Source organism: Citrobacter sp. Cpo069 (genome assembly GCF_030332785.1).
GTDB classification, from domain to species: Bacteria; Pseudomonadota; Gammaproteobacteria; order Enterobacterales; family Enterobacteriaceae; genus Citrobacter; species Citrobacter portucalensis.
Window position 1 is genome coordinate 13,009 of record NZ_JAOWHD010000042.1, and the last position, 25,915, is coordinate 38,923.

The window sequence follows — 25,915 nt, forward strand, 5'->3', positions numbered from 1 at the left end:
CTCGATTTACATCGTTTGCAGCAGACTGGCTAACTGTTTATTGATCGCTAACTGATTAAATTCAGTTTCAATTTTTTCGCGCGCACACTGCACAATCGGCTGTACCTGCTCACTGTCGAGCAGGCTAAATGCCGCTAAACGCTCTGCCAGTGCCTGCGCATCGTTTTCCGGTGCCAGCCAGCCAGACTTGCCCGACTCGACCAGCTCCGGGATCCCACTGTGAACAGTTGAAATTACCGGGATACCTACCGCCATCGCCTCCATCAGCGCCACCGGGATCCCCTCCATATCGCCGTCTCTTCCGGTAATCGACGGCAGCAAAAATACATCCGCCTGCTCAAGCATCTCCTTTACCTGATGGCTGGGCTTAAAGCCGGGCATCTCAATCACATCATCGAGTTGATATTGCTCGATCAGTGTGCGTAAACGTCGCTCCCAAGGGCCGATACCCAGAATGCGATAACGAAATGAGACGCCCTGCTCTTTTAACTGTCGGCAGGCTTCGATGGCGACGTGCAGTCCTTTTTTCTCGGTTAACCGGGCGACAGAGATAATTTCCAGCGGTGCAGCTGGTGCTTTCAGTTGGCGAGGGGTAAAACGCGTCATGTCGATACCCATACGCGAAACCGCGATTTTTTGCGGCGGGCATCCCATGTTTTTTAAACGTCCGGCCCAGAGATTGCTGATGGGTAACATCAAATCTCCACGTTGAAACAGCTGCTGATACTCAGGGGTATAGCGGGTAAGCACATCCCGATGCGAAACATCGACGCCGTGAAATACCGTAGCGATTTTTCCGCGGATCATCCCAAGCTCACGCAGCTTAGCGGCCGTTACGCCTGCTGGCCCAAAATGAGCAATAAAGACATCCGCTTCAAACGCCCGCGGATTCCCACCGCAAATGGCCGCCAAAATCAGATTGCGCGCCTCGTCGCCATAGCGTGCAACATTCAACGCTTTCCAGGTCGCTGCGCGGGTAATACCGCTCAGAACTGCCGCCGCCCTATATTTCAGCTTCGCCAGTTTGCTTTCCGGTTCATCCAGCAACCAGCGCGTTTTTTCACCCAGCCGGTAGGTATTAAATGAGGCATGCGTATTTTCAAGATCGCCCTTCTGCAAAGCGACAATCTCCACGTCGTAGCCCATATCAATAAATGCGGTTATCTGATTGAGTACAAAGGTCTCAGAAGAGAGCGGAAATTTAAGCAGGAAAAAACCAATCTTCATTTTTCCCCCTCAATACGCGTTAAAACCGACTGCACCATGCGTACCCCGCGTTCGCGTTCGCGTGTCACAGCGTCCCCAAGTCGTATGTTCAGATCAGGTAACTGTCCGAGGGTATCGGCGACCTTTCCTTCCAGACTGCCATCGAGCAGATGACGAATATCGACAGCCATCTCCGGCAACCCCAACTGTTGCATGATCCCTGCCGATTTATGCTCGTAGTTAATGGCGATGGCTGGCGTCATAAAATTCATCGAGATAATGGCCGAGTGCAACCGAGTACCCACCGTCAGATCGCATGCCCCCAGAATCTTCCCCATCTCCAGATCGTTAAGTTCATCCATCACCACGTGATATCGGGACGAATCGTTAACATACTGACGCAGGTTTAACGCCACCATGCGGTCATCTTTGTTGTAACTATCAATACCAGTGCAGGTTGACAGCGCTATCACCTGGTAACCTTCATCAAGGATGCGGTTCACCATGCCGGCAAAGGCTTGCTCATAGGCCTGCTGCGTTGTCCCCAGACGCTTATCAAAAGGAGCCAACTCACGCAATGTAATGGCAACGGTCTTCTGTTTAGCCGCCATGTCTAACCAGTGCTGTACCGCATAACCTGGCTCAAAATCCTCATGATGATTGTCGACCAGCCAGGCCGTATCCACGCCTGTTTCAACTTTATCCGTGGTAATTGCGCTGCGCTTCATCAGATCAAGACTGACGGATTCACGTAAAATCAACGCATTACAGTGACCAAATACGTAGTTCGCCAGTTGATTAAACTGCTCATCCTGGAATGGCCCCACGCTGTGACCAATCATGTACAACGGTTTTTTCGCCATAAACGAACACAACGCATGCTCAAACTGCGGCACACCATACAGATCGACAAAGAACGATCCACCGACCTGGATGATGGCGTCATAGCGCGACAACAAACGAACAAAATCGGTAAAGCCCTGTGCGATAGCGATATTGCGCAGATTACCGGAGTCGGTAACACGCGAGAGCAGTACCTGGTGCTGGTAGCGACGACGCAGCACTTTCTTTACGCGCCCCATAACACCCACTGCATTGTTGTGTTGCCTCATCTGCAAATACAGCGGATCGCCCATCACCGGGCGGTTCAGCAACCATGAGGAGCTCACCGGGTAACGGCTCATAACATCCACTTCAGTCTCAGGACGCAACGCGTTAATGGCATCCAGCAAACCGCGCAGGATCGCGCTATCCCCTCGGTTCCCGCAGGTATGGTTGCCCAAAATTAATAGTTTCATTATGACCTCTTAAAGCGTTGTTCTTATCCTGCACGGAGCAAGGTTTTCATTTTTTCACTGCGACAGAGCTGGCGTTTTATTTCCACCACCAGCGGATGACGCGACAGCACCATCATTAGCGCAAACGCCAGCGCCCCTGCCGCTATCTGGCTCCCCAACAACACGCCCAACGACAGCTGGTCATGCAGCATTACGCCCAGCGCATAGCTCACTACAAGGGTTGGCAAGGAGAGATACAACGGCAGCCAAAGACTGAGCATGTACTGGCGGTAGCTGGAGCCAAGAACAGGTTTAATCATCACGAAATAGCTGAGGACTGTGTTAATCACCTGGACCAGCAAAAAGCCCAGCGTCACGCCAATCGCCCCGGCCAGATGCCCACCGATGAAAATGGCTGGAATAAACAGAAAGGTTTTGAACACATTGAATTTAAAGCTGATATCGACCCGCGCTTTCGCCATCAGCAGTGAACCGATTGGATTCCCCACCGAGCGCAGCAGCCCAACAATGCACAGCAGTTGCAGGATGGGGATAATGCCATTCCACTTCTCGCCAAATACCAGTGGCACCACGTTATTCGATATCACCATCAGTCCCAGTAGCGCCGGGAAGTTGATAATCCCAACCACCGACAGCAGCTTGTAAAAATTCACCCGTAGCTTTTCACTGTCGTCCTGGATTTTGGCAAACGCCGGAAACAGCACGCGGGTGATAATCGGGTTCAGTTTGATCGGGGGGACAACCGCCACATTCCAGGCGAGATTGAATCCACCCGCCACGCCAGCTCCCAACGTGCGGGCCAAAACCAGCGTGGAAAGGTTGGTATTGATGTAATTGATGATGCTGTCTGCCGTCAGCCACGCACCAAAACGCAGATTCGACGAAACGGATGCCAGCGAAAAATGCAGCCCCGGACGGTAAACCCGGCGACCAAAATAGCCGAACAGCAGCGTACGTAGCGTACTGTTTACCAGATACCCGAGAATGGCCGTCAGTGCGAGCGGCCAGAAATGGGCGCTGACTACGGTAAAGGTAAAACCGGCCAGCACCGAACTGATTTCAATCATGCCAATTTTGTTGAAGGCCAGCTCTTTTTGCATCAGCGCGCGAAACTGCTGCCCGTGCGGTATCACCACAAACGCCAGCGATAACGTTTTGATGAGTGGTACCAGTTCTGGGTTATTGAGCACATGGGCAATCGTCTCGCTCAGCAGAAACATCGCCACGCATACCACGATACCCAGCCCAACGTTGAGCCAGTACAGCGTGGTCAGTTCAAGATAGCCAATCTCTTTGCGCTGAATAATTGAGTTGGCAATACCAAAGTCAGACAACGTATCAGCCAGCGCGATGATCACCAGCGCCACGGTTAACAACCCGAACTGGTGGTTATCAATAATCCGCGCCAGTACGGTCATCTGGATAAGCCCCAGACCAATAATGATCACCGTGGTAATCGCCGACCACTTTGCGCCGTTCAGCGTTTTTTCTCGTAAGCTCATGTTAATACGCCGCTTTGTTGACAAAGCCTTTGAATACCGTCAGAAAAACAATTTTGATATCGAACCACACGCTCCACTCGCGAATGTATTCGAGGTCAAACTCCACACGTTTTTCCATTTTTTCCAGCGTATCGGTTTCACCGCGCCAGCCGTTGATTTGCGCCCAACCGGTAATACCCGGTTTCACCTTATGGCGTAACATGTACCCCTCAATCAGCTGACGGTACTGTTCGTTATGCGCCACCGCATGCGGGCGTGGCCCAACAATAGACATGCCCCCGGTCAGCACGTTAATAAACTGCGGCAGTTCATCGAGCGACGTTCGGCGCAGGAAATTCCCCACAGGGGTAACGCGCGGATCGTTTTGCGTCGCCTGCGTCACCACCGCGTCGTTTTCCATCACTTTCATCGAGCGAAATTTCCAGACTTTGATCGGTTTTCCGTCCATGCCATAACGGGTCTGGCGGAAAATCACCGGTCCTTTGGAGGTCAGTTTTACCAGTAGCGCTATGCCACACAGCACCGGAGAAATAAGCAGCAGGATCAGCGAAGCCAGCACGATATCTTCCGCGCGTTTCAACAGGCGATTAATTCCCGAGAGCGGCGTGTCATACAGCGGCACCACCGGAACGCCATTCATCTCCTCAATCCGTGAATGCAGAATGTTAAAGGTAAAGACATCAGGAATAAGGATCACCGAACAGGTGGTGTCGGCCAGCTCACGAACCAGTTTTTTGACGCTGGCGCCATCGCTCATCGACATGGCGATATAAACGTTATGAATACGAGAGGCTTTGGCGTCGTCCACCAGCTGTTGCAGATTACCGGCCCAGTCGCGGGAGTTTTTTCCAGGGATAGGATCGTGATAGACCCCCGCCACTTCAAATCCCAGCCAAGGTTCATGGCGAAAGCTGTCCAATAGCATTTGTCCGGCGGGCAGGTCCCCTGCCACCGCCACCCGGCGCGTGTTATAACCGCGATTACGCAACCATCCCGCGCCGTAGCGAATAAACGAACGGCTCAACACCAAGCCAACGCTGGATAGCAGATACCACGCCAGCCAGACAGCGAGACGGTTATCAAAATCGTTATTAAAGGCGATCAGACCTGCGCAAAAAATCAGACTCAGCGTCCAGTTTTGCAGCAACAGCACCAGCTCAGTGGAAATTTTGACACCGCGCCAGGAGCGATAAAAATCCGTTATGCCACCGAGCATCTGAAAAACGACCAGCGTGATCAGCGCCACCAGCAGGTGCATGTACAGGAAAGGCAAACCGCTTAATTCGCAGATTACCCACAACCCGCCAAACATGATGGTGATATCTGAAAAGCGTTGCACCATCGAAATTAACGACGCATTGGTTTTGGCGCGTTCGCGCTTTTTTAGATGTGTCATCGTGGTTCCTGTTAGTCACCCTTTGCCCAGCATCGGGCAAAGGAAGCACCAGCATTACTGATTCAGTAACGCCAGAAGAGTGCGCGTTCGCGCTTCCATCAACGGAATATCTCCGCGCGATTCCACGTTCAAGCGCACCACCGGTTCGGTATTGGAAGAGCGTAAATTGAAGCGCCAGTCGACAAACGACATGCTGATACCGTCCGTTCTGTCCACCGACAACGCCTCACGGGAAAAATGCTGCTCCACGCGCGCAATCGCCGCCGTCGGCTCTGCCAGCGTACTGTTTATTTCTCCACTCGCCGGGTAGGCCACCATCCGGTCGCGGACCAGTTCGCCCAGCGACTGCCCTTTCAGACACAGCAGTTCCGCCACCAGCAGCCACGGGATCATTCCGCTGTCGCAATAAGCAAAATCGCGGAAATAGTGGTGCGCGCTCATTTCGCCACCATAAATGGCATCTTCATGGCGCATCCGCTCTTTGATAAACGCGTGCCCGGTTTTAGACATCACCGGTTTACCGCCTGCCGCCGTCACCACATCCACGGTGTTCCAGGACAGGCGTGGGTCGTGGATAATTTTCGCCCCCGGATTCTTCTCCAGAAACGCTTCCGCCAGCAGGCCGACAATGTAGTAGCCCTCAATGAACTGACCTTTTTCATCGAACAGGAAGCAGCGGTCAAAATCACCGTCGAAGGCAATCCCCATATCCGCGCCGTGTTCAATCACTGCATGGCGCGTGTCGGCCCGGCATTCCGGCAGCAGAGGATTGGGAATACCGTTGGGGAAGTTGCCATCCGGCGTGTTGTGAATTTTGATGAACTCGACCGGCACGCCCAGCGCCTTAAAACGGGCTTCAATGGCGTCAACCACCGGACCTGCCGCGCCGTTGCCGGAATTGAGCACCAGCTTCATCGGTTTCAGGTTGGCGGGATTGATGTAACTCAGCAGGTGGTCAATGTAGGCATCACGGGTAGTAATGCGCTGGTAGCGGCCACGTTTTGTCTCATCAACCGTTGGGAAGTCATTGGCTTCCGCCAGGCGCTGCACGTCGCGCAGACCGGTATCACCGCTGATGGGCCGTGCCCCTTCCCGCACCAGCTTCATGCCGTTGTAATCCATCGGATTATGGCTGGCGGTCACTTCAATACCGCCATCAATGCCCAGGTGGAAAGTGGCAAAATAAATCTCTTCGGTGCCCGACATGCCAATATCCAGCACATCCACCCCCGCGTCCTGTAGTCCTTTCGCCAGCGCCAGCTTCAGCGTCTCACTGGTCAGGCGCACATCGCCGCCGAGGACAATCGTTTTCGGCTTCAGGAACTCGCCGTAAGCGCGGCCAATACGCCACGCGATATCTTCATTCAGCTCTTCGCCCAGCCTGCCGCGAATATCGTAGGCTTTGAAACAGGTTAATTTCGTCATGATTTACCCTTCTTCAGGCAACAGGAGGCCCTGACTCTTAATGAGCCTTTTAATGAGTGTTAAATGCATTTCCCGGCGCGCTTCGCTTATCGAGCCTACGGTGCTGTAGGCTGGATAAGCGCAGCGCATCCGGCATCAGGTACGCCCGTATCTGTCCGCAAACCGCACCACATCATCCTCATCGAGGTAAGATCCGGAGCGCACTTCAATCAGATCGAGCGGGATTTTCCCCGGGTTCTCCAGACAATGGGTCGCCCCCAGCGGAATATAGACAGACTCGTTTTCAGCGAGCAGTTTGATGTCATCATTGATTGTCACCTTCGCGGTACCAGCCACCACAACCCAGTGTTCAGCCCGGTGATGATGCATCTGCACGGACAATCCCTCACCGGGTTTAACGGTAATCCGCTTCACCTGGTAACGGTCTCCGGCATCAATAGAGTCGTACTTGCCCCATGGACGGTAAACTTCACGGTGAATATGGTGCTCATGACGTCCGTCAGCTTTAATTTGCTCCACCACTTTTTTGACGTCCTGCACCGCGTTGCGATCGGCGATCAGCACCGCATCTTTGGTCTGCACCACCACCAGATCCTTCACCCCGACGGTCGTCACCAGGCCAGACTCGGCATACACGTAGCTATTTTCCGTTTTATGGCTAATGACGTCACCATGATGCACATTACCTTCAGCGGTATGGGCGCTGATTTCCCACAGCGATGACCAGGAGCCTACATCGCTCCAGCCTGCGTTCATGGGCATCACCACCGCATCGGCCGTACGTTCCATTACCGCATAGTCCACAGACTCTTCCGGGCAGGCGAGAAACGCCTGTTCATCAACGCGGATAAAATCGAGATCGGGATCAACCGTACTCATGGCGTTTTCGCAGGCCTCAAGAATGTCGGAGCGATATTTTTTCAGTTCTTCCAGATAGCGCCCGGCCCGGAACAGAAACATGCCGCTGTTCCAGTAGTAGTCGCCGCTCGCCACGTAAGCCTGCGCGGTTTCCAGATTGGGCTTTTCAACAAACTGCGCCACCTCAAAAGCCACGGCGTCGGTATTGGTCGGCGAAACCTCGCCGCGACGTATATAGCCGTAGCCGGTCTCCGGCTGGTCCGGCACGATACCAAACGTCACCAGCTTACCCGCGCTGGCATACGGCATTGCATTGCGAACCGCCTCTCGAAATGCCTCTTCATCGGCAATCATGTGATCGGCCGCCAATACCAACAGCAGCGGATCTTCCCCCGGACTTTGACGTTTTGCCGCCAGCGCGGCCAGCGCTATCGCAGGTGCAGTATTGCGCCCGGCGGGTTCGAGAATAATATTCTCAGTCAGCTTGTGCAGTTGTCGTAGCTGTTCCGCCACGATGAAACGGTGTTGTTCATTACAGATAACCACCGGGCTTTCGCACTCCACACCGTTCAGACGACAAATCGTTGTCTGCAGCATGGTGAGATCGCCTTTCAGGCACAGAAACTGCTTTGGATATAGTACGCGGGACAGAGGCCATAAACGGCTACCCGAGCCACCGGCCATCACCACCGGAAAGAGTTTGTTTTGACTCATCATGTACCCCGAATATCTGCAATAAATTGGCTCAGCACGTTTTCTTTATCCAACGTGCGTTCGGCATACTCACGTGCCACCGTGTTAATCTTTGGCATGGTTAACGCCTGTTGAATCCCGCCAACCAGCGCACTCACTGATTCAGGCTCGACACACACCGCGATGCCTGGGTGAGCGTCACACAGCTGACCCAACTCGGTCTCAGGTTCGGCGGTAATCACCGCGTTTCCACCAACGGCGAGGATATTGGTCAGTTTGGAGGGCAATACGGCATCCGCCGCACCGCGCTTTTGTACCACCAGATGGCAGTCCGCCATCTTGAGCAGCGCAGGCAGCGCGTCATAAGATTGCAGCGGAAAGAAGATCACATTGTTCAGGCCGCGTTCGCCAGACATACTCTCCAGCCGCGCTTTACCTCCGCCCTGCCCGACAATCACAAACAGCCAGGGCTGTTCGCTCAACAGGGCCGCTGCGTCAATCACACTTTCCAGCCCTTGCTTTTCACCGATATTGCCTGAGTAGAGAATGATTTTTTTATCATCAGGCAAGCCCAGTTGCTGGCGCAACGCCAGAGCATCGGCGTCGTTCACGTCACGAAAGCGCGCTACTTCTGACCAGTTCGGAAAGAAAATGACCTTCTGTGCATCAACGCCCTTCTCCTGCGCTTTATTCATCATTGAGCGAGAAATGGTCGAAATATGATCCATATTCAACAGCCCACTGCGCTCAAAGGCGCTGGCCAGTTTTGCCACCGCACCACGCTTGCCTTTGCCCGCCATGCCAAGCCCCAGCATGGCATCGACTTCGTAATCCTGAATATGCAGCAGCGTGCGCGCCCCGGACAGCTTCGCCAGCAGGCGCATGCCCGGCGTACAAAACAGCGTCGGCACTACCCCAATGATGCGATCCGGCTTCCAGCGGCGCTGCGCCAGCAGCGGGAAGAAACTGCTCAGGGCGAAACTACCTAAATGCAGCAGGCGCTTTAGCGTAGAAGGCTGCTCAGGCACATACAGCGGGCAACGCCAGACGATGGCATCGCCTTCTTCACGACGATAGCGCCAGGATGAATAGCGACCGTTGACCTTCCACTGCGGATAATAAGGCGGCGCAGTGATCACCCGTACGTCATGCCCCTGTTGCGCCATCCACTCCACCATTTCACCGGTGTATTTACCGATACCGGTCAACTCCGGCGAATAGTTGATGCCGTACACAAGGATCTTCATAGCCCGGGTACTCCGGCCTGACTCTTCTCACAGAAGTAAGCCCGGCTGTTGTCGTGCACGTGGTCACTAGTCAGAATCTCTTCAATTGCCAGCCAGCGGTACGCGTCATGTTGAACGTCAGGCAGTTGCAGGTCGTTTTCCGACACCCGCAGACGAAATCCCAGCACGATGTAATGCGTTGAGAAATCTTCCCCGGAAAAGTTGTCGTCATAGAAGTGCTGCCAGACCCCGTAAAACTTTGCAGCGGACAGCGGTAAACGTAACCCCAGCTCAGCGTCAGTAAGCCGCTCAAAGGCCGCGCGCAGCGGTTCATCTTTTTGCACCCGACCGCCGGGCACGAACCAGTACCCCTGCGCCGGACGATTGAGGCGCTTGCCAAGCAGAAATTCGCCGTGGGCGTTTTCCACGATCAAATCGATGGAAATCAGCGGAGTTGAACGTACAACGGTGGCAAAATCCTCATGACGTAAAAACATGCTTACCCCCGGTAACGGTGCTGGTTTTCAAGGAACCACTGATATGTACTGGCAAGCCCCGCTTCCAGAGATATCTCGTGATACCAGCCCAACTGATGCAGACGCGTAACATCGAGCAATTTGCGCGGCGTGCCGTCCGGTTTGCTGGCGTCAAACACCACGCGCCCCTTGTAACCCACGGCCTGCGCGATAGTCTGGGCCAGTTCACGGATGGTGCAGTCCACACCGGTGCCCACGTTGATATGCGACAGCATTGGTTGGGTATATTCCTGCAACACTTCCTGAGCCAGCTCCATCACGTGGATACTGGCCGCCGCCATATCGTCGACATGCAGAAATTCACGCATTGGCGTCCCGCTTCCCCACACCACCACATCCGGCGTATTTTGCTCGCGAGCTTCATGAAAGCGGCGCAGCAGCGCCGGGATCACATGCGAATTACTCGGATGAAAGTTGTCATGCGGTCCGTACAGATTGGTCGGCATCACCGAGCGATAATCACGGCCATACTGTCGGTTATACGATTCGCACAGCTTGATACCGGCAATTTTGGCAATCGCATACGGCTCATTGGTCGGTTCAAGTGCCCCCTGCAAGAGTTCACTTTCGGCGATTGGCTGGGTAGCTTGCTTGGGATAAATACAGGATGACCCGAGGAACAACAGTTTATTCACGTTATGCAGATGCGCTGCATGAATAATGTTGCTCTCAATCATCATATTTTCATAAATAAAATCAGCAGGATAAGTATTGTTTGCCACAATCCCTCCCACTTTTGCCGCCGCCAGATAAACCTGGTCAATACGTTCAGCGGCAAAGAACGCCTGCACCGCACCGGCGTCCAGCAGATTAAGCTGGTCGCGAGTACGCAGCACCAGTTCTACGTTATCTCGCTGCGCCAGTTGTCTGACGATGGCGGCCCCCACCATCCCGCGATGGCCCGCCACAAAAATACGTTGTGTCTTCATCCTCAGTACTCCAGCGCGATAGCGACCTCGTAACCGTGCGACTTGAGCAGGGAATGTTTCTTCGCCGCATCAAGATCGTTGGCAACCATTTCCGAGATCATCTGGCGCAGCGTGATTTCCGGTTTCCAGCCCAGTTTTTCATGTGCTTTGGCCGGATCGCCCAGCAGCGTTTCCACCTCAGCCGGGCGGAAGTAGCGCGGGTCAACGGCAATCATGACATCCCCGGGTTTCACCCCCGGCGCATCGTGTCCGGTCACAGAAACCACGATGCCTTTCTCATTCACGCCCTCGCCTTCAAAGCGCAATTTAATCCCCAACTGAGCGGCCGCCATTTCCACGAACTGGCGCACGGAATACTGCACGCCGGTGGCAATCACGAAATCTTCCGGCTTATCCTGCTGCAGCATCATCCACTGCATCCTGACGTAATCTTTGGCATGCCCCCAGTCGCGCAGTGAATCCATGTTGCCCAGGTACAGGCAAGACTCCAGCCCCTGAGCGATGTTGGCGATCGCCCGGGTAATTTTGCGAGTGACAAAGGTTTCGCCGCGGCGCGGAGATTCGTGGTTGAACAGAATGCCGTTACAGGCATACATCCCGTAAGACTCGCGGTAGTTGACGGTGATCCAGTAGGCGTACAGCTTGGCAACGGCATACGGTGAACGCGGATAGAACGGCGTGCTCTCTTTCTGTGGGATTTCCTGTACCAGACCGTACAGCTCAGAGGTGGACGCCTGATAAAAACGGGTCTTTTTCTCCAGACCAAGGAAGCGGATCGCCTCCAGCAAACGCAAGGTGCCGATCGCATCAACGTCTGCGGTGTATTCCGGTGAGCCAAACGACACCGCGACGTGACTCATGGCGCCCAGGTTATAGACCTCATCCGGTTGGACCTCTTTTAAAATACGGGTCAGGTTGGATGAATCCGTCAAATCACCATAGTGCAGATGAAATTTGGGATTGCCTGAATGCGGATCCTGGTAGATGTGGTCCACACGTTCGGTGTTGAATGATGAAGCGCGACGCTTAATACCGTGTACTTCGTACCCTTTTTCCAGCAGGAGTTCTGCCAGGTAAGAACCATCCTGCCCGGTTACGCCAGTAATGAGAGCGACTTTTGACATGTTATAACCTCTTCAGTGATCCCCTCAGGGAGTAACTTTCTCGACGCGTTCGCGCGTGACTACTGCGGGATTTCCCCGACAAATGACATTTGCTGGCAGCGATTTAAATACGCTGCTTCGTGCTCCAACGACGGTGCCATCGCCAATCGTCACGCCAGGCGCGACAAAGACATCTGTCGCGAGCCAGCATTTAGCGCCAACCACAATCGGCGTGGCGTTAATATCAAAATGTTGACTGGCATAATCATGACTCCCGGTGCATAAATAACTTTTTTGCGAAATAACTGCATGGGCGCCAATCGTAATATCACCTAACGTATATAAAACCGCGTCGTCACCCACCCAGGCATAATCTCCCAGGGTTAATTTCCACGGATAAGTAATTTTTACTGAAGGCCGAATGACTACGTTTTTTCCTATTTTTGCACCAAACATTCGTAATAAAAACGCACGCCAGCGATACATGACCTGCGGTGACCAGCGAAATAATGTTGCTTGCACCGCCCACCATAATTGCACTTTAATAGCACCACCACCGCGAAAACCTCCAGGCACTTTAAATCCGCTTAAGTCCTGCATAATATGCCCTTACGTTTTCCCATATAAGGTTTTTGTTTTAGCGGTTGTGCGCAGACGTAAATACTCTGACAAACCGGTCCAAAAACCTGGCATGTGTAATATCTGGCGCTGTACTTTTTTGGCATCCCGACACAATTCCAGATTATTCGTCGTTGACACTCCGCCCATAGAAAACTCCGATACCAACCCGTTCAACTTTTTAAAAGCGTAACCGGACTTGTATAATTGGGCTGCCAACGCGTAATCAGACGATATTTTATATTGCAAATCATAATGCCAGACATTCAGTCCTGAGAGCGGAAAGAATATCGCCTGATGACTGGCGGGCAGGCTGTGATAAATATACCAACCCGGTTTTGCCCGGCGCTTAATTTTGTTGCCATTGCCGAAATCCAGCAACGCATCGCCAATGACCATGGTTTGGTCGCTCTGCATTTTTAGCTGGCGGATAAAATGTGCCGCGTCCGCATGCAAAATATCCCCGGAGTTGAGGAACAGCGCGAACCGTCCGCGCGCCATCGCGATGCCTTTGTTCATCGCATCATAGATGCCGTTATCCGGCTCGCTGACAAACCGTAACCGGTGTTCCCCACTAAGCCCTTCAAGAAACGCCGACGTACCATCCGAGGAGCCGCCATCAACAACAATCCACTCAAAACTGATATCACCCGCTTGCGCCAGATGTGCCAGCGATGCGTGAGTTTTGACGATCCCTTCCAGATTGCGAAAGGCGACGGTAATGATACTGAGCAGCATGTGAGTTACCTCGCGATATTCAGCGCCTTGCGCAATATAAACGGACACACAATTAAAAATGCGTATTCCGGACTAAATACTGAACCTGTAAAAAACAGTGACAACGGTGTAAAAAGATAAAGCTGCACCCGATAATTCTGATTATCGCCAAACGCATTGATCATCATTTTCATGACCTTCCCCATGTACCACAGGGCTAATATCACCGCGAACCATGAAAAATAAATAATCAGCAGATACAAACCATTGTCTATTGTTTTACCGACATCTGCACCGTTAAAAATTCCGAATGACGCAACGTATTCATAAAGTGAGCCAAATCTCACTACGCCATCAACGTTAAGTAACGAATAACCGACCATCACTAATGGCCCTACGATACGATAATACGATGACGAACCTTCAGTTCCTAAATCACCAAGCCGCGTTGCTATGTACGGAAAAGCAAATATCACCCCAACTAAAAACACGCTTAATGAGATTATCGCCAGCGGTAGCTTCTTTTTTATCGCATCCTTATTCAGGTACTGGAACGCCCACTCCAGGAGATAAAACAAAATAAACGTCATTACCCCTGAAAAAGATCCTGATAATATTATCCCTGCCAGAATCATAGCATCGGACTTAGGTGTTTTGATACCAAACTGTTTGATGCTGAGCCAAATTGAGATTAACGCCAGAGCGAAGAATGCCGGTTCGAAATAGAGCGCAGTGGTACGTTTCCCACCAAACTTAATAAAGTTCAGAACATAGCTGTTACTGTAAATAAGATATTTCGAAATAACTTCCATTAAACTGCTGCCGCCGCTGAGAATTATCTGTGCCATTTCAACCGCAGCTAACCCCACCACCAGTCCCACCACCAGCCAGAAAAAACGCAAAATCTTAATGTAGTTATGCGGTGAAATGGTTTTGAAGCGAATACTCCACACCATGCCAATAATCACCACGGTATAAACAAACAGCATCGCTGACGTTACGTACTTGCTTGCATCCAGTGATTGGCCGAACAGGTAGTTAAACGCCGTCAGCCCGCCCCCTACGCCCAGCGCAATCATTAATTTTTTGATATTGATGCGCTCGACAAACAGCAACAGCAGAACGGGCAAGAACGTGACGATGGTTATCGGGAAGCTCTCGCCAAGCTGGGCAAGTTTGACGTTAACCAGCAGATAAAGCAGCGGAAGCACCAGATAGCTACAGATTCTGATAGAACGAGACATATTCCTCCAGCATCTGTTGCCCACTGAATGCCACCCGACTGCGCTGACTGAACGCGGTAAGGGACGTGTCAAATACCGCCTGCGCAATGTCTGATTTTTTCAGCTGCACCAGCTGCAATACGTCCGCTTCGCTGAACGTTTTGCCGCCTGATTTGGCCAGCACTTCCTGCGCGGCATCGCTGTGCGTGGCAATTACCGGTACGCCGATGGAAAGCGCTTCACACAAAATCAGCGGGTAGTTATCGACACGGGAGCTGAACACCAGTCCATCCATCTGGTTAAGAGCACTCATCAACGTGCGCTTATCGCTCTCAAAACCGTGGTTGATGACGTTATCTCCCGCAAATGGCGAAAATTTGCCGAAGGTATGCAGCTCAATTTTGTCCCCAAGCGCGCTAATCGCTCGCACCAGTTGTTGACTGGTTTTGCCGTCATAGCGCAGGTCATGAGCCACCACGGCAATTTTCGGCCGACCGCTCTCCGCAGGCATCGCGGGTAGTTCGGCAAGAATGGCTTCGGTTGCCACATCAATGCCATTATTGATAACGCGGCAGCATCCCACGCCATACAGGCTGTTGAATGCGTCGGCCACATGTTGACTGGGCGAGATAAACTGGCAGCCCAGCGCCAGCATGGCACGGAACATCTGCCGCTTACCGGGCAACTGCTGATGGGCTTTATCGACTTTTACCGGCGGATAGTTGCTGAGCGTTGGGCATTTCTGACAGCCCGTTCTCCAGCCTTCGCAGCCATCGGTAAAGGCACAGCGCCCGGTCACGCTCCAGTGATCGTGCAGGGTCCAGACGAAGGTGATATCCGGTTTATGCGTCTTCACTTTTTGACAAAAGGCCACCACCTCTTCCAGGTTCAACCAGTAGCTGTGCAACACATGAAAATGCAGTACCAGTGGGCCGCTGGTGCGGGTAACTTCACGGTATAACTTGTTGAGATTGCCAAACATGTCGCGGTTCGCGAAACGAAACAGCGCAATGTTCGCCGCCGACGTCAGGCGCGGCGTATATTTGATAACCTGCGGGTAATTCGCATGACTGGCGCTTTTTTTACCACCTTTGCCATAGCCATAGACAAACCGTGACGACAGCCCTTTTTCTAGCGCGCGAAGATGCAAATCTAACGCCACACCTGCCGCCCCACCTTCTGCGAGTCGCACATTAAACTGTAATATCTTCATTTTATTACCTTCACCCGTGCCTTCTCGCCCACGACCAGCGTATTGTCCGGAACGCTATCCACCACGACGCTCCCCGCGCCAATCGTCACGTTATCGCCAATAGCAACGTCGCCGAGCAGAGTGACATTGGCCCCCAACTCAACGCCGTTACCGATGACCGGACAGGATGGATCGTTGGCACCAAGATTGCCGATAGTGACGCCGTGGCGTAGGGTAAAATCATCCCCCGCCACCACGTGTTTGTTGATAACCACCCCATAACCATGATGGATGGTGAAACGACGACCGATTGATGCAGCAGCCTGAATTTCATAGCCAAACAGGCATTCGGTGATAAGGCGATACATCACCAGCACCGGGGCAGCCCACAGGTTGTTTATGATATTTTTTTTACGCCAGACGGAGCAAAAATGGGCAATCCGATAGGCCGCCACCATGCAGCAGGGGCGCAGACTCCAGCCGTTCGCGCGTAAATCTTCCAGCATAATTAGCGTCCTCGCAGTCCGTCGGCCAGACGCTTACTGTTACGAACAGAAAGCAGCGTCAGCAGCGTGCGCCAGTTCATCCTTTTATTGCGGATCTGATAGAGGGTAAACAGCTGATATTTCTTGCTGGCCCGGTCAAATTTGCCTTTGTGCTTGCGGTAAAACTGAAAGTAACCGGAGAATTTATTCGGCGATGAGGTAATACGCATTTCACCGTGATTCACATGCAGGATCTGCGTCGCCTCTTTGACCTTCCACGGTTTGCCATACGCCACCACCATGCGCAGGAAGATGTCGTAATCCTGCGCCGCTTTCAGCGTGGTATCGAACAGGCATGCTTTAAACCGCCATGCCCAGGTAAATACCTGATTACCAATGATGTTGCGTTTATAAAACCTGCGGCGCGAATAAACAGATTTCGGATAGAGCGGCAGACTGGTCGGCTGCGAATACACTTCGCCCTCACAGACATAGTCATTGGCATACAGAAACGCCCGTGTGACCAGTTGATGCCGATACTGCAGGAACACGCTCAGGCGGTTCGGCGTCCATTCATCATCATCATCAATCCCCGTAATGTATTGCCCGTTGGCCTGCATAATGGCCTGATTACGCACCGCGCAGGCCCCGGAGTTGGTGGAATTATGCGTATACGACACACGCGGATCGTTGAGTTCCTCAACAAACTGCTGCAACTGCTCATATGATGAAGAGCAATCATCCACAATGATCATCTCCCAGTGAGGGTAGTCCTGGCGCAACACCGATTTAATCGCCCGAATGGCCAGCTGCTGGCGGTTCCAGGTTGGCATATAAATTGAAATTAGCGGGTTTTCTGTCGTCATTTTCGTTTCCGGATAGATACGCTTTTGTAGGCCGGATAAGGCGTTTTCGCCGCATCCGGCAGGGTTGGTGATTTATTTCGCATCCGACGTATATTCGTATTCGTAGTAGCCGTAATCCTGATACCCGCTGGCACGGCGGAATATCGAGTTGAGGATCACCCCTTTCACCTGGATGCCATTTTGCTCGAAGCGACTCAGGCTGGTTTCCACCTCTTTCAGCGTGTTGACCGCATAACGCGCCACCATCAGCGTGGTGCCGACATGACGGCCAACAATCGCCGCGTCGGTCACCGCCAGAATTGGTGGGGTGTCAATCAGCACCAGGTCATAGTGCGAGCTGGCCCAGGCAATCAGTTCGCCGAAACGCTCGCTCATCAACAGCTCGGAAGGATTGGGAGGGACTTGACCGCGAGGGATCAGATCAAAATGCGGAATCGATGTCGGTTTGGCGCTGGATGAGATATCCCCCTTACCAATCAGGATCTCAGACAGGCCGTTGACGTTATTGGTCCCCAGCAGTTCGTGGGTATAGCCTTTGCGCATATCGCAGTCGATCAACAGCACGCGTTTGTTGGTCTGGCTGATGACTGCCGCCAGGTTGGCGCAGACAAACGTTTTACCAATCGACGGGCTGACGCCGGTCAGCATCAATACGTTGTTACGCGCCTGCATCATGGCAAAGTGCAGACTGGTACGCAGGCTGCGGACCGCTTCTATGGCGAGATCCGTTGGATTCCCCACGGCCAACAGCTGGCTTTGCTTGTAGCGTTTCACACCTTTAATGGTCTGAACGTTATCACGCGCTTTTTGCCATTCAGACAACGGAATACTGGCATACACGCTGATACCATGCTCTTCCAGCGCCTGGGGGCTTTCAATACCGCGATTAAACAGAGAACGCAGCAGTACGCCCACCACAGAAAGCATCAAACCAAGAATGATACTGCCGAGAATAATCAGCGCCGTTTTCGGCTTCAGCACGCCAGGCTGGGCAATCGCGGGATCGACAATGCGCACATCGCCAACCGTACTGGCCTCGGTAATCTTCAGTTCCTGTTGCTTGTTCAGCAACTGCATATAGACCTGCTGACCGGACTCCACATCACGCGTCAGACGAACAATTTCCTGCTGCGTTTTAGGCATCGCCGTTACGCGCCCGTTCAGCTTACTTTTCTCATCTTCCAGCGCCTGGCGTTTTTCCAGCAGCGTGCGGTACGCCGGATGCGCTTTGGTGAACAGCTTGGAAATCTCCGCTTCTTTGAAGGTCAGTTCATTCAGCTGCGCATCGATATTCACCATCGAATCCAGCACCGCTTTGGCTTCCAGCGGCAAATCCACGGAGTCTTTATCCTGACGAAAGGCGTTCAGCTTGTTTTCAGCCACGTCCAGCCGATTACGCACCTCAGGCAGTTGCTTTGCCAGAAACGCCAGACTTTTGGCGGCCTCTTCAGATTTACGTTCCACGTTTTGTTGCAGATAGTTGCGGGTAATACTGTCGAGGATCTGGCGGATTTGCTCGCGGTCTTCGCCGGTAAAGGTCAGGCTCAATACGCCGGTGTCTTTGCCCGTTTCCGTCACCATCAGGTTATTTTGCAGGGTGTTTATCATGCCCAGCGTGGAGAATTTGCTGACGGTAAATTGGCTCTCCGGGCTGGCATGAATCGCCTCAACCAGCATCGTCACGCCATCGTGTTCCAACACCTTGCCGACTTGCCCCCGGGCGCTAAAACCCCCGTCACTCACCAGTTGATAGCTTGTGTCATTCAGCACATTGAGCGTGAAGGTCTGTTCATTCATTGCCTTTGGCAGCGTGAAGGTGGTCACATTAACCGTTTCGTTCTGACGCCCCATCAGCCGGTCCCAGCCCGCGCCAAAAATAGGGAATGTATCTTTGGTAACGGCGATATCGAGGTTAAGATCGTCTACCGTTTTCCCTAATACCAGTCGCGACTGAATGAGCTGAATTTCCGCTTCCGAGGCCGGCGGTTTGTTCGACAACGCCGAGCCAATATCCTGCACCAGTGAATTTCCGGTATTTTGCTCAATTTGCACCAGCGCGTCCGCACTGTAGATAGGTGTGGCGAACAGCGTGTAGACCGCGGCACACAATGCAAAGCCCGCGGTAATGCCAAGAACCCACCAGCGGGCTTCCACTACCGTTGCTACCAGACGACCAATATCGATTTCATCATTGCCCGTTACCGGCGCAGCAGACTGTTTAACTTTTTCTGTCATTGTTTTCCCTGCTCTGCGTTCAGTGCCTGAGCCCATTGGCGGGCAGACCGTTCAAGTAATGCGTACACCGCGTCAAACGCATCACGGCTTTTACGATACGGATCGGGAATTTCGCGCTCGCTGTCCCAGTGCCCAAAAAGCATCACTTTGCCGCGCATCTCCGGTACCATTTCACACAGGGCAGAGATATGGCGCTTCTCCATGGTCAGGATCAGGTCATACTCCCGGCACATTCGTCCCGAGATCTGCCGGGCACAATGATTATCCAGTGACAGGTTGTGCGCCTGCGCCACGCTAATAGCACACGGATCCGCGCCTTTCCCCACCAGCGCCCCAAGACCGGCTGAAGAGACCGTTAACGCCGGATGAAATTGCCTTAATAAGCGCTCTGCCATCGGGGAACGACAAATGTTCCCCACACAGACAACTAAGATTTTGTTAAACATGATGATTACCAGTTGTGAAGGTCGCTGGCCGTGTCCGTCATATAGCGAACACCGCTAATAGTCGGCAGCAACTGATTGATCAAACGGTTCCAGCGAGCAACCGGTGCGGTAGTGACGTACACCACATCGTATGGCTGGAGTCGGAATGACGTCGCCATCACCAGCGACGTCGCATCGGACATATCAAGCTGATAGATATTGGCGATCTTGCCGTTGTTCCCGCCCTCGCCTTTCAATGGTCGAATAACGAAAATGCCGCTGGCATTGGAGGTGGTCAGGTCAATACCTTCGGCATTGCCCAGCGCTTCGGTAAGCGTCATGCCACTGAAGTCCATTTTGAGGGTGCTCTGTTTTTTCACTTCGCCCATTACGAAGACTTTCAGATCGTCATTACGCGGAACAAACAGAATGTCGCCAGGATAGAGCAGCCGGTTCTGGCTCAGGTCGCCATTTTGCATCAGCGCTTGCAGTGAAATACGTTGCTCCTGCCCTTTATGAGTCAGCACAACGTTGCGCCAGTCTGCTGCCTCGGTGAGACCGCCAGCGGCGTTAATGGCATCGAGAACGGTAAGCGGCACGTTGGTGATGGCCTGCTGGCCGGATTTGTTCACCTGCCCGGAGACATAGGCCTTCTGCGAGCGGAAAGCGGCGATATTAACGTCCACCTGCGGGTCAGCAATGTACTTCGCTAAGCGCCCGGTAATATCACTACGAATCTCTGCCAACGTTTTTCCCACCACGCTGACTTTGCCGATGTAGGGGTAAAACATGGTGCCATCAGGCTGCACCCAGTTGCCGGTATCGCTTGAGCTACGGTACTGCCCGGCTGGCGTGGTGAGTTCAGGATGGTCCCAGACGGTCACATTCAGGACATCCCCCGGGCCTACCCGGTACTGATATCCGGAAATCTCCTGGTCCAGCGACATATTAGGCTGTGCAACATTTGGTCGAGGACGTAATTGTTCGACCAGCCGTGGCGTGAGTGGATAAACATTCACCATGCGATCGATATCAAAATCAGCGTCCTGCTGTTTAATCACATCTTTGCCCATCGTAGACATATTGCTGCCCGGAAGCACGGTACAACCGTTTATCAAGATCACCGATACCAATACTGGCATCAATTTAAGTTTGGATTTCATCATTGATTATTTATCACTTTGGCAGAGTATTTATCACATGCAATCTAAATAGCGACTTCGCCTGTACGTATTTACCTTGCCGTTAATTGAAATGGAATTTAACTGGCATCAGTCCTAAAAAAAATGAATTCATCTGCGGTCTCTTGACAGAATAATTTAGGCTTGTTTCAGGCGACCAGACACGCTACCGCCCCTGGCTTCACTAGCTACCAATGCACTGATTAATTTAAATTTTTATCTTCTCCTTTATTTTCATCACATTTACAGCGTTAACGCATCGGGAATGGCGCCACTGATTGATGAGGAAATATTTATCTTTTGATTATTACCGCAAGAATTGTTGCAGCTATGCGAATATCAGGCAAGATAACAAACCGCCGATACCTGGCTTTTAAGATTAATATTAAGCGTCGGATTTATATATTTTTAGGATTTTATTGATATTGACAACATTGATATAGAAATACTCCACCTGCGATATTTCCTAAATATATTTAGATTAATAAAATCATTTCCTGTAGTTACATTAAGGCTATTATCCTGCATCAGTTCTGATATAACCGACAGAGAAATCCCTTCTCGCCATTGCATTTTTCGCCAGTTTTACCCATGATCGAATTGTGACAATTGTCATACAACTATGGGTATAGCATTTACTATGGAATGGATTGCCGATCCGTCAATCTGGGCCGGACTGGTCACGTTAATCGTGATCGAACTTGTTCTTGGCATTGATAATCTTGTTTTTATTGCCATCCTCGCGGAGAAACTACCTCCTGCCCAGCGGGATAAGGCGCGTATTACCGGGCTACTGCTGGCAATGGTTATGCGCCTGCTGCTGCTGGCATCAATATCCTGGCTGGTAACGCTGACCACGCCGCTGTTCAGCATTCGCGATCTCAGCTTCAGCGCCCGCGATCTGATCATGCTGTTCGGTGGTTTCTTCCTGCTGTTTAAAGCCACTATGGAGCTCAACGAACGGCTGGAAGGGAAAGACAGCGATAACCCCACCCAGCGTAAAGGCGCTAAGTTCTGGGGTGTGGTCGCGCAGATCGTGGTGCTGGACGCCATCTTCTCTCTGGATTCCGTCATTACCGCTGTTGGCATGGTTGATCACCTGGCGGTGATGATGGCGGCAGTCATTATTGCCATCAGCCTGATGTTGCTGGCCAGCAAGTCGCTGACGCGCTTTGTTAACAGCCATCCAACTATTGTTATTCTGTGTCTGAGCTTCCTGCTGATGATTGGTTTCAGTCTGGTGGCCGAAGGGTTTGGTTTCCATATCCCGAAAGGTTACCTGTACGCGGCCATCGGCTTCTCGGTCATGATCGAAGCATTGAACCAGTTGGCTATCTTTAACCGTCGTCGCTTCCTCTCAGCCAACCATACTCTGCGCCAGCGCACCGCCGAGGCGGTAATGCGGCTGCTGAGCGGGCAAAAAGAAGATGCTGAACTGGATGCCGAAACCGCGGCGATGCTGGCGGATCATCATGAAGGTCAGATTTTTGCGCCTCAGGAGCGGCGGATGATTGAACGTGTGCTGAACTTCAATCAGCGTACCGTCAGCAGTATCATGACCTCGCGCCACGATATTGAACATATCGACCTCAATGCGCCCGAAGCAGAAATCCGCGCCTTACTGGAAAAAAACCAGCATACGCGTCTGGTGGTCACTGGCGAAGACGAGCAGGAGGAACTGCTGGGCGTGGTGCATGTCATCGATTTGCTGCAACAGTCTCTGCGCGGCGAACCGCTCGACCTGCGTGTATTGATTCGCCAGCCGCTGGTGTTCCCGGAGACCTTGCCGCTGCTTCCGGCGCTTGAGCAGTTCCGTAATGCCCGCACGCACTTCGCGTTTGTAGCCGATGAATTTGGTTCCGTCGAAGGGATTGTGACGCTGAGTGATGTGATGGAAACCATCGCCGGCAATCTGCCAAACGAGGTAGAGGAAATCGACGCCCGCCATGATATTCAGAAAAACGCCGATGGTTCGTGGACCGCTAACGGACATATGCCACTGGAAGACCTGGTGCAGTACGTGCCTATCCCGTTAGACGATAAGCGTGAGTATCACACCATTGCCGGGCTGTTAATGGAGTATTTGCAGCGTATCCCAAAAACCGGGGAGGAAGTTCAGGTTGGCGACTACCGACTGAAAACCCTGCAGGTGGAAAATCATCGCGTGCAAAAGGTCCAGCTGATACCGCTACACGGTGAAGAAGAGATGGATTACGAGGTGTAAGTCACGAGCCGGATGGGGCATTAGCCACCATCCGGCAATATGAATCAGAGCTTATCCAGCAACTTTTTAACATCTTTGCCGTTGCGGGAATCTTTATTGCGATCTGCCCAGTCATTCAGACGACGTTTTGCTTCATCCTGCAGATGCTTACGCAAAAGCTGATCAACTTGCAGACTGTAGTTCAGTGATTGCCACTGGCCATAGACCCTGAGAGGAACCGGGGTGGCCTTCAGGAAACTAATCAACTTACTTTCGCCATCCCAACCGCCCAGCACGCGAATGTTAAACAGCGTGTCGCAATTCTGCTTTACCAGATCTAACGTTCCTTTGCCGGTTAGCGCCAACATCGCGGACTCCCCTGCCATGTTATCCAGCGTCACCTCACCGTTATCCAGCGTCATATCGGTTACAAAATGATCCAACCGGGTCGCGTTATCGAGGTTTTGCTGAGATTTAACATCCCCACCGCTGCGTTCTACAGCCTGTTGAATCATCTGCTGGAAGTTCATCCCTTCCATTCGCGTATCGTTCATTTCGACATGGGCCTGCCCTTGCCAGCTATGGCGAAACGTCTGGGCATCAATATCTGAGCCGGAAAAATCTCCCGCCAGCGACAGCTTGCCGGTGAGTGCGATGGGGTAATCAAAGGCCTTCAGAATCGTGCCAATTTCCACACCTTCCAGACGCGGATGAAAGACCGCTCGCGGTTCTCCCTTTCTGGCATCCAGCGTGCCGGGCAGTGAGATCAGCCCGCCATCACTTTTTCCCTGCAACTGCGCAATGTTCAGTAAGCCGAACTGGTTGTCAATTTTTGCCGAAACATTCTCAAACGCCATTTTCCGCCACAGCACTTTGTCAGCCTGCAAAGCGATGTCTGCCGAAAAACCCTTGAGTCCCTGATACGAAACGGCATCAACCTGGGAAGCAATGACGGGGCGCGCCAGCGTTGACTGACTCTGACCTTGCTGAACGTCACCTTTTGCTGTCGCCGCTGCGTCATGCTGTACGAGCAGGTTATCCAGATTGAGCTGACCAAATTTTAAGTCGACGGCCCATTCCGGTTTTTCCAACAAGGATACATGCGCTTGCCCGGAGAACGAAGAGTCATTGGCGGTCAAATTTATCTGGCTAAACGAAAGTTGTTTTTTCTCTTCCAGCCATTGCGCCTGAAGATGTCCCTGACCGTTGATCCCCTGAGGCGGCAGATCGGCCCCCTGCAATTGCCAGCTTAACTGCTCGATATTCGCAGATAAGTTGTGCGGATAATCGGAGGCATCGACCGTACCGTTAAAGGATAACGCGAGATCGCGCTGATCGCGGTTCACACGCCCGGAAAAATCAAACGTGCCGCGGTGCTGGCTATCTTGTTCCATCTCCAGACGAATATCACGAACGGTAACTTGTTCGTCGTCTTCATGCTGGAATACCAGAACACTGTCGGCAACGCGCAGACGGGCGATATCAAACGACCATCCTTTGTCTTCCGCCAGATCGGGCAACATATTGTCTTTTGGGGCAACGGGCGCATCTTTACCACGCACCGCCTCAGTTTGCGGGGTCAGTTGAATCACTGCGCCTTTGAGCATCACCTGCTTCACGCTGAGCTGGTGGCTCAACAGCGGCCATAACGCAACGTCAAGACGCATATTGTCGGCACGAACCAGAGGCTCGCTGGCGCCTTCAGCTGTTAACACCACTCGCCCTGAGAGGATACTCAGTTGCGGCCATACGTGCCAACGCAGGGGGCCATCCAACTGCAGCTGATACCCGCTACGTGCGGCAACCTGCTTGACCATATACGCGCGGAAATCATTCGGATTCACCAACAGTACTAACGCAGAAAAGCCGGCCACCAGCACGACCAGAAGAATCATCAGCGTCGTCAGAAATCGTCTCATGCTATCCCCAATGGACTGATAAACACTCAGTCTTTATCGATCCGGCTGGCAACGGCGCCCTGCTGGTCGCGATACTTCGCATCCTGACGACGGTTGTATGGTCGCGCTGCCGGACCGGAAAGCGGTTCGAAACTTAACGCGCCAATCGGCATGCCCGGACGCAGAGCCAGGGGTAATTTTCCGGAGTTGTAAAACTCCAGTACGATACAGCCAGACCAGCCCGGATCGATACGGTGTGCGGTGACGTGTACCATCAGTCCCAGACGAGCCAGCGAAGAACGGCCATCTAACCAACCGACGAGATCGGAAGGCAACGTCACGGATTCGAATGTTACTGCCAGCGCAAGCTCACCCGGATGCAAGAAGAATGCCTCGCCGTCCTTGAGGACGATTTCATCACTCATCACGCGATCCAGCGCGGCGCTGACTTCATCTTTCGGTCCGCTCAAATCGATATACGCCGCCGTATGACCGCGGAACGTACGGAATTTGTTGCCAAGACGCACATCTACCGTGGCGCCATTGATTCGCTCGACAGGAGGGCGTGGAGTGATCGACAGGCGACCTTCATCCAACCAGGCTTCAATATCTCGGTCACATAAACGCATGGCACTTTCTCCTTTCGTGCTTCAAACCCTTAATGCCAGGTGCGTTAAGGGTGAACCAGGTTATCACTGAA

22 protein-coding genes are annotated in these 25,915 nt (G+C 52.6%); 1 reads left to right on the top strand and 21 read right to left on the bottom strand.

The features are described from left to right. Positions 1-6: 6 nt before the first annotated feature. From wcaL to OGY08_RS04725, 19 genes are all read right to left on the bottom strand, one after another. Entirely contained in the window at positions 7-1,227 is a 1,221-nt protein-coding gene (wcaL, locus tag OGY08_RS04635; RefSeq protein ID WP_125362645.1) for a colanic acid biosynthesis glycosyltransferase WcaL, read from the bottom strand. Continuing rightward, on the bottom strand, positions 1,224-2,504 hold the full coding sequence (gene wcaK, locus OGY08_RS04640; protein ID WP_125362646.1) for a colanic acid biosynthesis pyruvyl transferase WcaK: 1,281 nt from the start codon (positions 2,502-2,504) through the stop codon (positions 1,224-1,226). The genes wcaL and wcaK overlap by 4 nt, the downstream gene beginning before the upstream one ends. A 23-nt stretch (positions 2,505-2,527) precedes the next feature. Continuing rightward, positions 2,528-4,006 (bottom strand): colanic acid undecaprenyl disphosphate flippase WzxC, encoded by a 1,479-nt coding sequence (gene wzxC / locus OGY08_RS04645; protein ID WP_125362647.1) that lies wholly within the window; start codon positions 4,004-4,006, stop codon positions 2,528-2,530. 1 nt (position 4,007) lies between these two features. Beyond that, a complete protein-coding gene (wcaJ, locus tag OGY08_RS04650; protein ID WP_008785190.1) occupies positions 4,008-5,402 on the bottom strand; it encodes an undecaprenyl-phosphate glucose phosphotransferase in 1,395 nt (464 codons plus the stop codon). 54 nt (positions 5,403-5,456) lie between these two features. Then, positions 5,457-6,827 (bottom strand): colanic acid biosynthesis phosphomannomutase CpsG, encoded by a 1,371-nt coding sequence (cpsG, locus tag OGY08_RS04655; RefSeq protein ID WP_286565767.1) that lies wholly within the window; start codon positions 6,825-6,827, stop codon positions 5,457-5,459. A gap of 135 nt (positions 6,828-6,962) precedes the next feature. After that, complete coding sequence (gene cpsB / locus OGY08_RS04660; RefSeq protein WP_048225800.1) at positions 6,963-8,399, bottom strand: mannose-1-phosphate guanyltransferase; 1,437 nt, start codon at positions 8,397-8,399, stop codon at positions 6,963-6,965. Beyond that, on the bottom strand, positions 8,399-9,625 hold the full coding sequence (gene wcaI, locus OGY08_RS04665; RefSeq protein WP_125362649.1) for a colanic acid biosynthesis fucosyltransferase WcaI: 1,227 nt from the start codon (positions 9,623-9,625) through the stop codon (positions 8,399-8,401). Before wcaI ends, cpsB begins: the two co-directional genes overlap by 1 nt. After that, positions 9,622-10,101, bottom strand: a complete 480-nt coding sequence (locus OGY08_RS04670) for a GDP-mannose mannosyl hydrolase (protein WP_079934509.1) — start codon at positions 10,099-10,101, stop codon at positions 9,622-9,624. The genes wcaI and OGY08_RS04670 overlap by 4 nt, the downstream gene beginning before the upstream one ends. Positions 10,102-10,103: 2 nt before the next feature. After that, positions 10,104-11,069: a GDP-L-fucose synthase gene (fcl, locus tag OGY08_RS04675; RefSeq protein WP_125362650.1), complete on the bottom strand. Its 966-nt coding sequence runs from the start codon at positions 11,067-11,069 to the stop codon at positions 10,104-10,106. Between the two features lie 2 nt (positions 11,070-11,071). Next, the gene (gmd, locus tag OGY08_RS04680) at positions 11,072-12,193 is read right to left on the bottom strand and encodes a GDP-mannose 4,6-dehydratase (protein WP_286565771.1); all 1,122 of its coding nucleotides are present in this window, start codon (positions 12,191-12,193) and stop codon (positions 11,072-11,074) included. Positions 12,194-12,217: 24 nt separating this feature from the next. Beyond that, complete coding sequence (gene wcaF / locus OGY08_RS04685) at positions 12,218-12,772, bottom strand: colanic acid biosynthesis acetyltransferase WcaF (RefSeq protein WP_048235022.1); 555 nt, start codon at positions 12,770-12,772, stop codon at positions 12,218-12,220. A 9-nt stretch (positions 12,773-12,781) separates the two neighbouring features. Then, complete coding sequence (gene wcaE / locus OGY08_RS04690; protein WP_048235020.1) at positions 12,782-13,528, bottom strand: colanic acid biosynthesis glycosyltransferase WcaE; 747 nt, start codon at positions 13,526-13,528, stop codon at positions 12,782-12,784. Between the two features lie 5 nt (positions 13,529-13,533). Further along, complete coding sequence (wcaD, locus tag OGY08_RS04695; RefSeq protein ID WP_020996654.1) at positions 13,534-14,751, bottom strand: colanic acid polymerase WcaD; 1,218 nt, start codon at positions 14,749-14,751, stop codon at positions 13,534-13,536. Then, the gene (gene wcaC / locus OGY08_RS04700; protein WP_125362652.1) at positions 14,726-15,943 is read right to left on the bottom strand and encodes a colanic acid biosynthesis glycosyltransferase WcaC; all 1,218 of its coding nucleotides are present in this window, start codon (positions 15,941-15,943) and stop codon (positions 14,726-14,728) included. The genes wcaD and wcaC overlap by 26 nt, the downstream gene beginning before the upstream one ends. Beyond that, positions 15,940-16,428 carry a colanic acid biosynthesis acetyltransferase WcaB gene (gene wcaB / locus OGY08_RS04705; protein WP_032943932.1) on the bottom strand — a complete coding sequence of 163 codons (489 nt, stop codon included), beginning with the start codon at positions 16,426-16,428 and terminating at the stop codon, positions 15,940-15,942. Before wcaB ends, wcaC begins: the two co-directional genes overlap by 4 nt. 2 nt (positions 16,429-16,430) lie before the next feature. Then, complete coding sequence (gene wcaA / locus OGY08_RS04710; protein WP_000206145.1) at positions 16,431-17,273, bottom strand: colanic acid biosynthesis glycosyltransferase WcaA; 843 nt, start codon at positions 17,271-17,273, stop codon at positions 16,431-16,433. Between the two features lie 72 nt (positions 17,274-17,345). Then, positions 17,346-19,508: a tyrosine-protein kinase Wzc gene (gene wzc / locus OGY08_RS04715; RefSeq protein ID WP_125362653.1), complete on the bottom strand. Its 2,163-nt coding sequence runs from the start codon at positions 19,506-19,508 to the stop codon at positions 17,346-17,348. Further along, positions 19,505-19,954 (bottom strand): low molecular weight protein-tyrosine-phosphatase Wzb, encoded by a 450-nt coding sequence (gene wzb / locus OGY08_RS04720; RefSeq protein ID WP_032943935.1) that lies wholly within the window; start codon positions 19,952-19,954, stop codon positions 19,505-19,507. The genes wzc and wzb overlap by 4 nt, the downstream gene beginning before the upstream one ends. 5 nt (positions 19,955-19,959) lie before the next feature. Continuing rightward, positions 19,960-21,099: a polysaccharide export protein gene (locus OGY08_RS04725; protein ID WP_003834266.1), complete on the bottom strand. Its 1,140-nt coding sequence runs from the start codon at positions 21,097-21,099 to the stop codon at positions 19,960-19,962. 655 nt (positions 21,100-21,754) lie between these two features. Here OGY08_RS04725 and OGY08_RS04730 point away from each other — a divergent pair. Further along, a complete protein-coding gene (locus OGY08_RS04730) occupies positions 21,755-23,338 on the top strand; it encodes a TerC family protein (protein ID WP_032941964.1) in 1,584 nt (527 codons plus the stop codon). Positions 23,339-23,382: 44 nt separating this feature from the next. Here OGY08_RS04730 and asmA read toward each other — a convergent pair whose 3' ends face one another. Continuing rightward, complete coding sequence (gene asmA, locus OGY08_RS04735; protein ID WP_286565774.1) at positions 23,383-25,236, bottom strand: outer membrane assembly protein AsmA; 1,854 nt, start codon at positions 25,234-25,236, stop codon at positions 23,383-23,385. Positions 25,237-25,262: 26 nt separating this feature from the next. Beyond that, positions 25,263-25,844 carry a dCTP deaminase gene (dcd, locus tag OGY08_RS04740; protein ID WP_003834269.1) on the bottom strand — a complete coding sequence of 194 codons (582 nt, stop codon included), beginning with the start codon at positions 25,842-25,844 and terminating at the stop codon, positions 25,263-25,265. Positions 25,845-25,915: the final 71 nt, after the last annotated feature.

Coding starts and splice junctions, on each gene's coding strand:
- wcaL (WP_125362645.1), bottom strand. CDS start 1,227: ATGAAGATTGGTTTTTTCCTGCTTAAATTTCCGCTCTCTTCTGAGACC.
- wcaK (WP_125362646.1), bottom strand. CDS start 2,504: ATGAAACTATTAATTTTGGGCAACCATACCTGCGGGAACCGAGGGGAT.
- wzxC (WP_125362647.1), bottom strand. CDS start 4,006: ATGAGCTTACGAGAAAAAACGCTGAACGGCGCAAAGTGGTCGGCGATT.
- wcaJ (WP_008785190.1), bottom strand. CDS start 5,402: ATGACACATCTAAAAAAGCGCGAACGCGCCAAAACCAATGCGTCGTTA.
- cpsG (WP_286565767.1), bottom strand. CDS start 6,827: ATGACGAAATTAACCTGTTTCAAAGCCTACGATATTCGCGGCAGGCTG.
- cpsB (WP_048225800.1), bottom strand. CDS start 8,399: ATGAGTCAAAACAAACTCTTTCCGGTGGTGATGGCCGGTGGCTCGGGT.
- wcaI (WP_125362649.1), bottom strand. CDS start 9,625: ATGAAGATCCTTGTGTACGGCATCAACTATTCGCCGGAGTTGACCGGT.
- OGY08_RS04670 (WP_079934509.1), bottom strand. CDS start 10,101: ATGTTTTTACGTCATGAGGATTTTGCCACCGTTGTACGTTCAACTCCG.
- fcl (WP_125362650.1), bottom strand. CDS start 11,069: ATGAAGACACAACGTATTTTTGTGGCGGGCCATCGCGGGATGGTGGGG.
- gmd (WP_286565771.1), bottom strand. CDS start 12,193: ATGTCAAAAGTCGCTCTCATTACTGGCGTAACCGGGCAGGATGGTTCT.
- wcaF (WP_048235022.1), bottom strand. CDS start 12,772: ATGCAGGACTTAAGCGGATTTAAAGTGCCTGGAGGTTTTCGCGGTGGT.
- wcaE (WP_048235020.1), bottom strand. CDS start 13,528: ATGCTGCTCAGTATCATTACCGTCGCCTTTCGCAATCTGGAAGGGATC.
- wcaD (WP_020996654.1), bottom strand. CDS start 14,751: ATGTCTCGTTCTATCAGAATCTGTAGCTATCTGGTGCTTCCGCTGCTT.
- wcaC (WP_125362652.1), bottom strand. CDS start 15,943: ATGAAGATATTACAGTTTAATGTGCGACTCGCAGAAGGTGGGGCGGCA.
- wcaB (WP_032943932.1), bottom strand. CDS start 16,428: ATGCTGGAAGATTTACGCGCGAACGGCTGGAGTCTGCGCCCCTGCTGC.
- wcaA (WP_000206145.1), bottom strand. CDS start 17,273: ATGACGACAGAAAACCCGCTAATTTCAATTTATATGCCAACCTGGAAC.
- wzc (WP_125362653.1), bottom strand. CDS start 19,508: ATGACAGAAAAAGTTAAACAGTCTGCTGCGCCGGTAACGGGCAATGAT.
- wzb (WP_032943935.1), bottom strand. CDS start 19,954: ATGTTTAACAAAATCTTAGTTGTCTGTGTGGGGAACATTTGTCGTTCC.
- OGY08_RS04725 (WP_003834266.1), bottom strand. CDS start 21,099: ATGATGAAATCCAAACTTAAATTGATGCCAGTATTGGTATCGGTGATC.
- OGY08_RS04730 (WP_032941964.1), top strand. CDS start 21,755: ATGGAATGGATTGCCGATCCGTCAATCTGGGCCGGACTGGTCACGTTA.
- asmA (WP_286565774.1), bottom strand. CDS start 25,236: ATGAGACGATTTCTGACGACGCTGATGATTCTTCTGGTCGTGCTGGTG.
- dcd (WP_003834269.1), bottom strand. CDS start 25,844: ATGCGTTTATGTGACCGAGATATTGAAGCCTGGTTGGATGAAGGTCGC.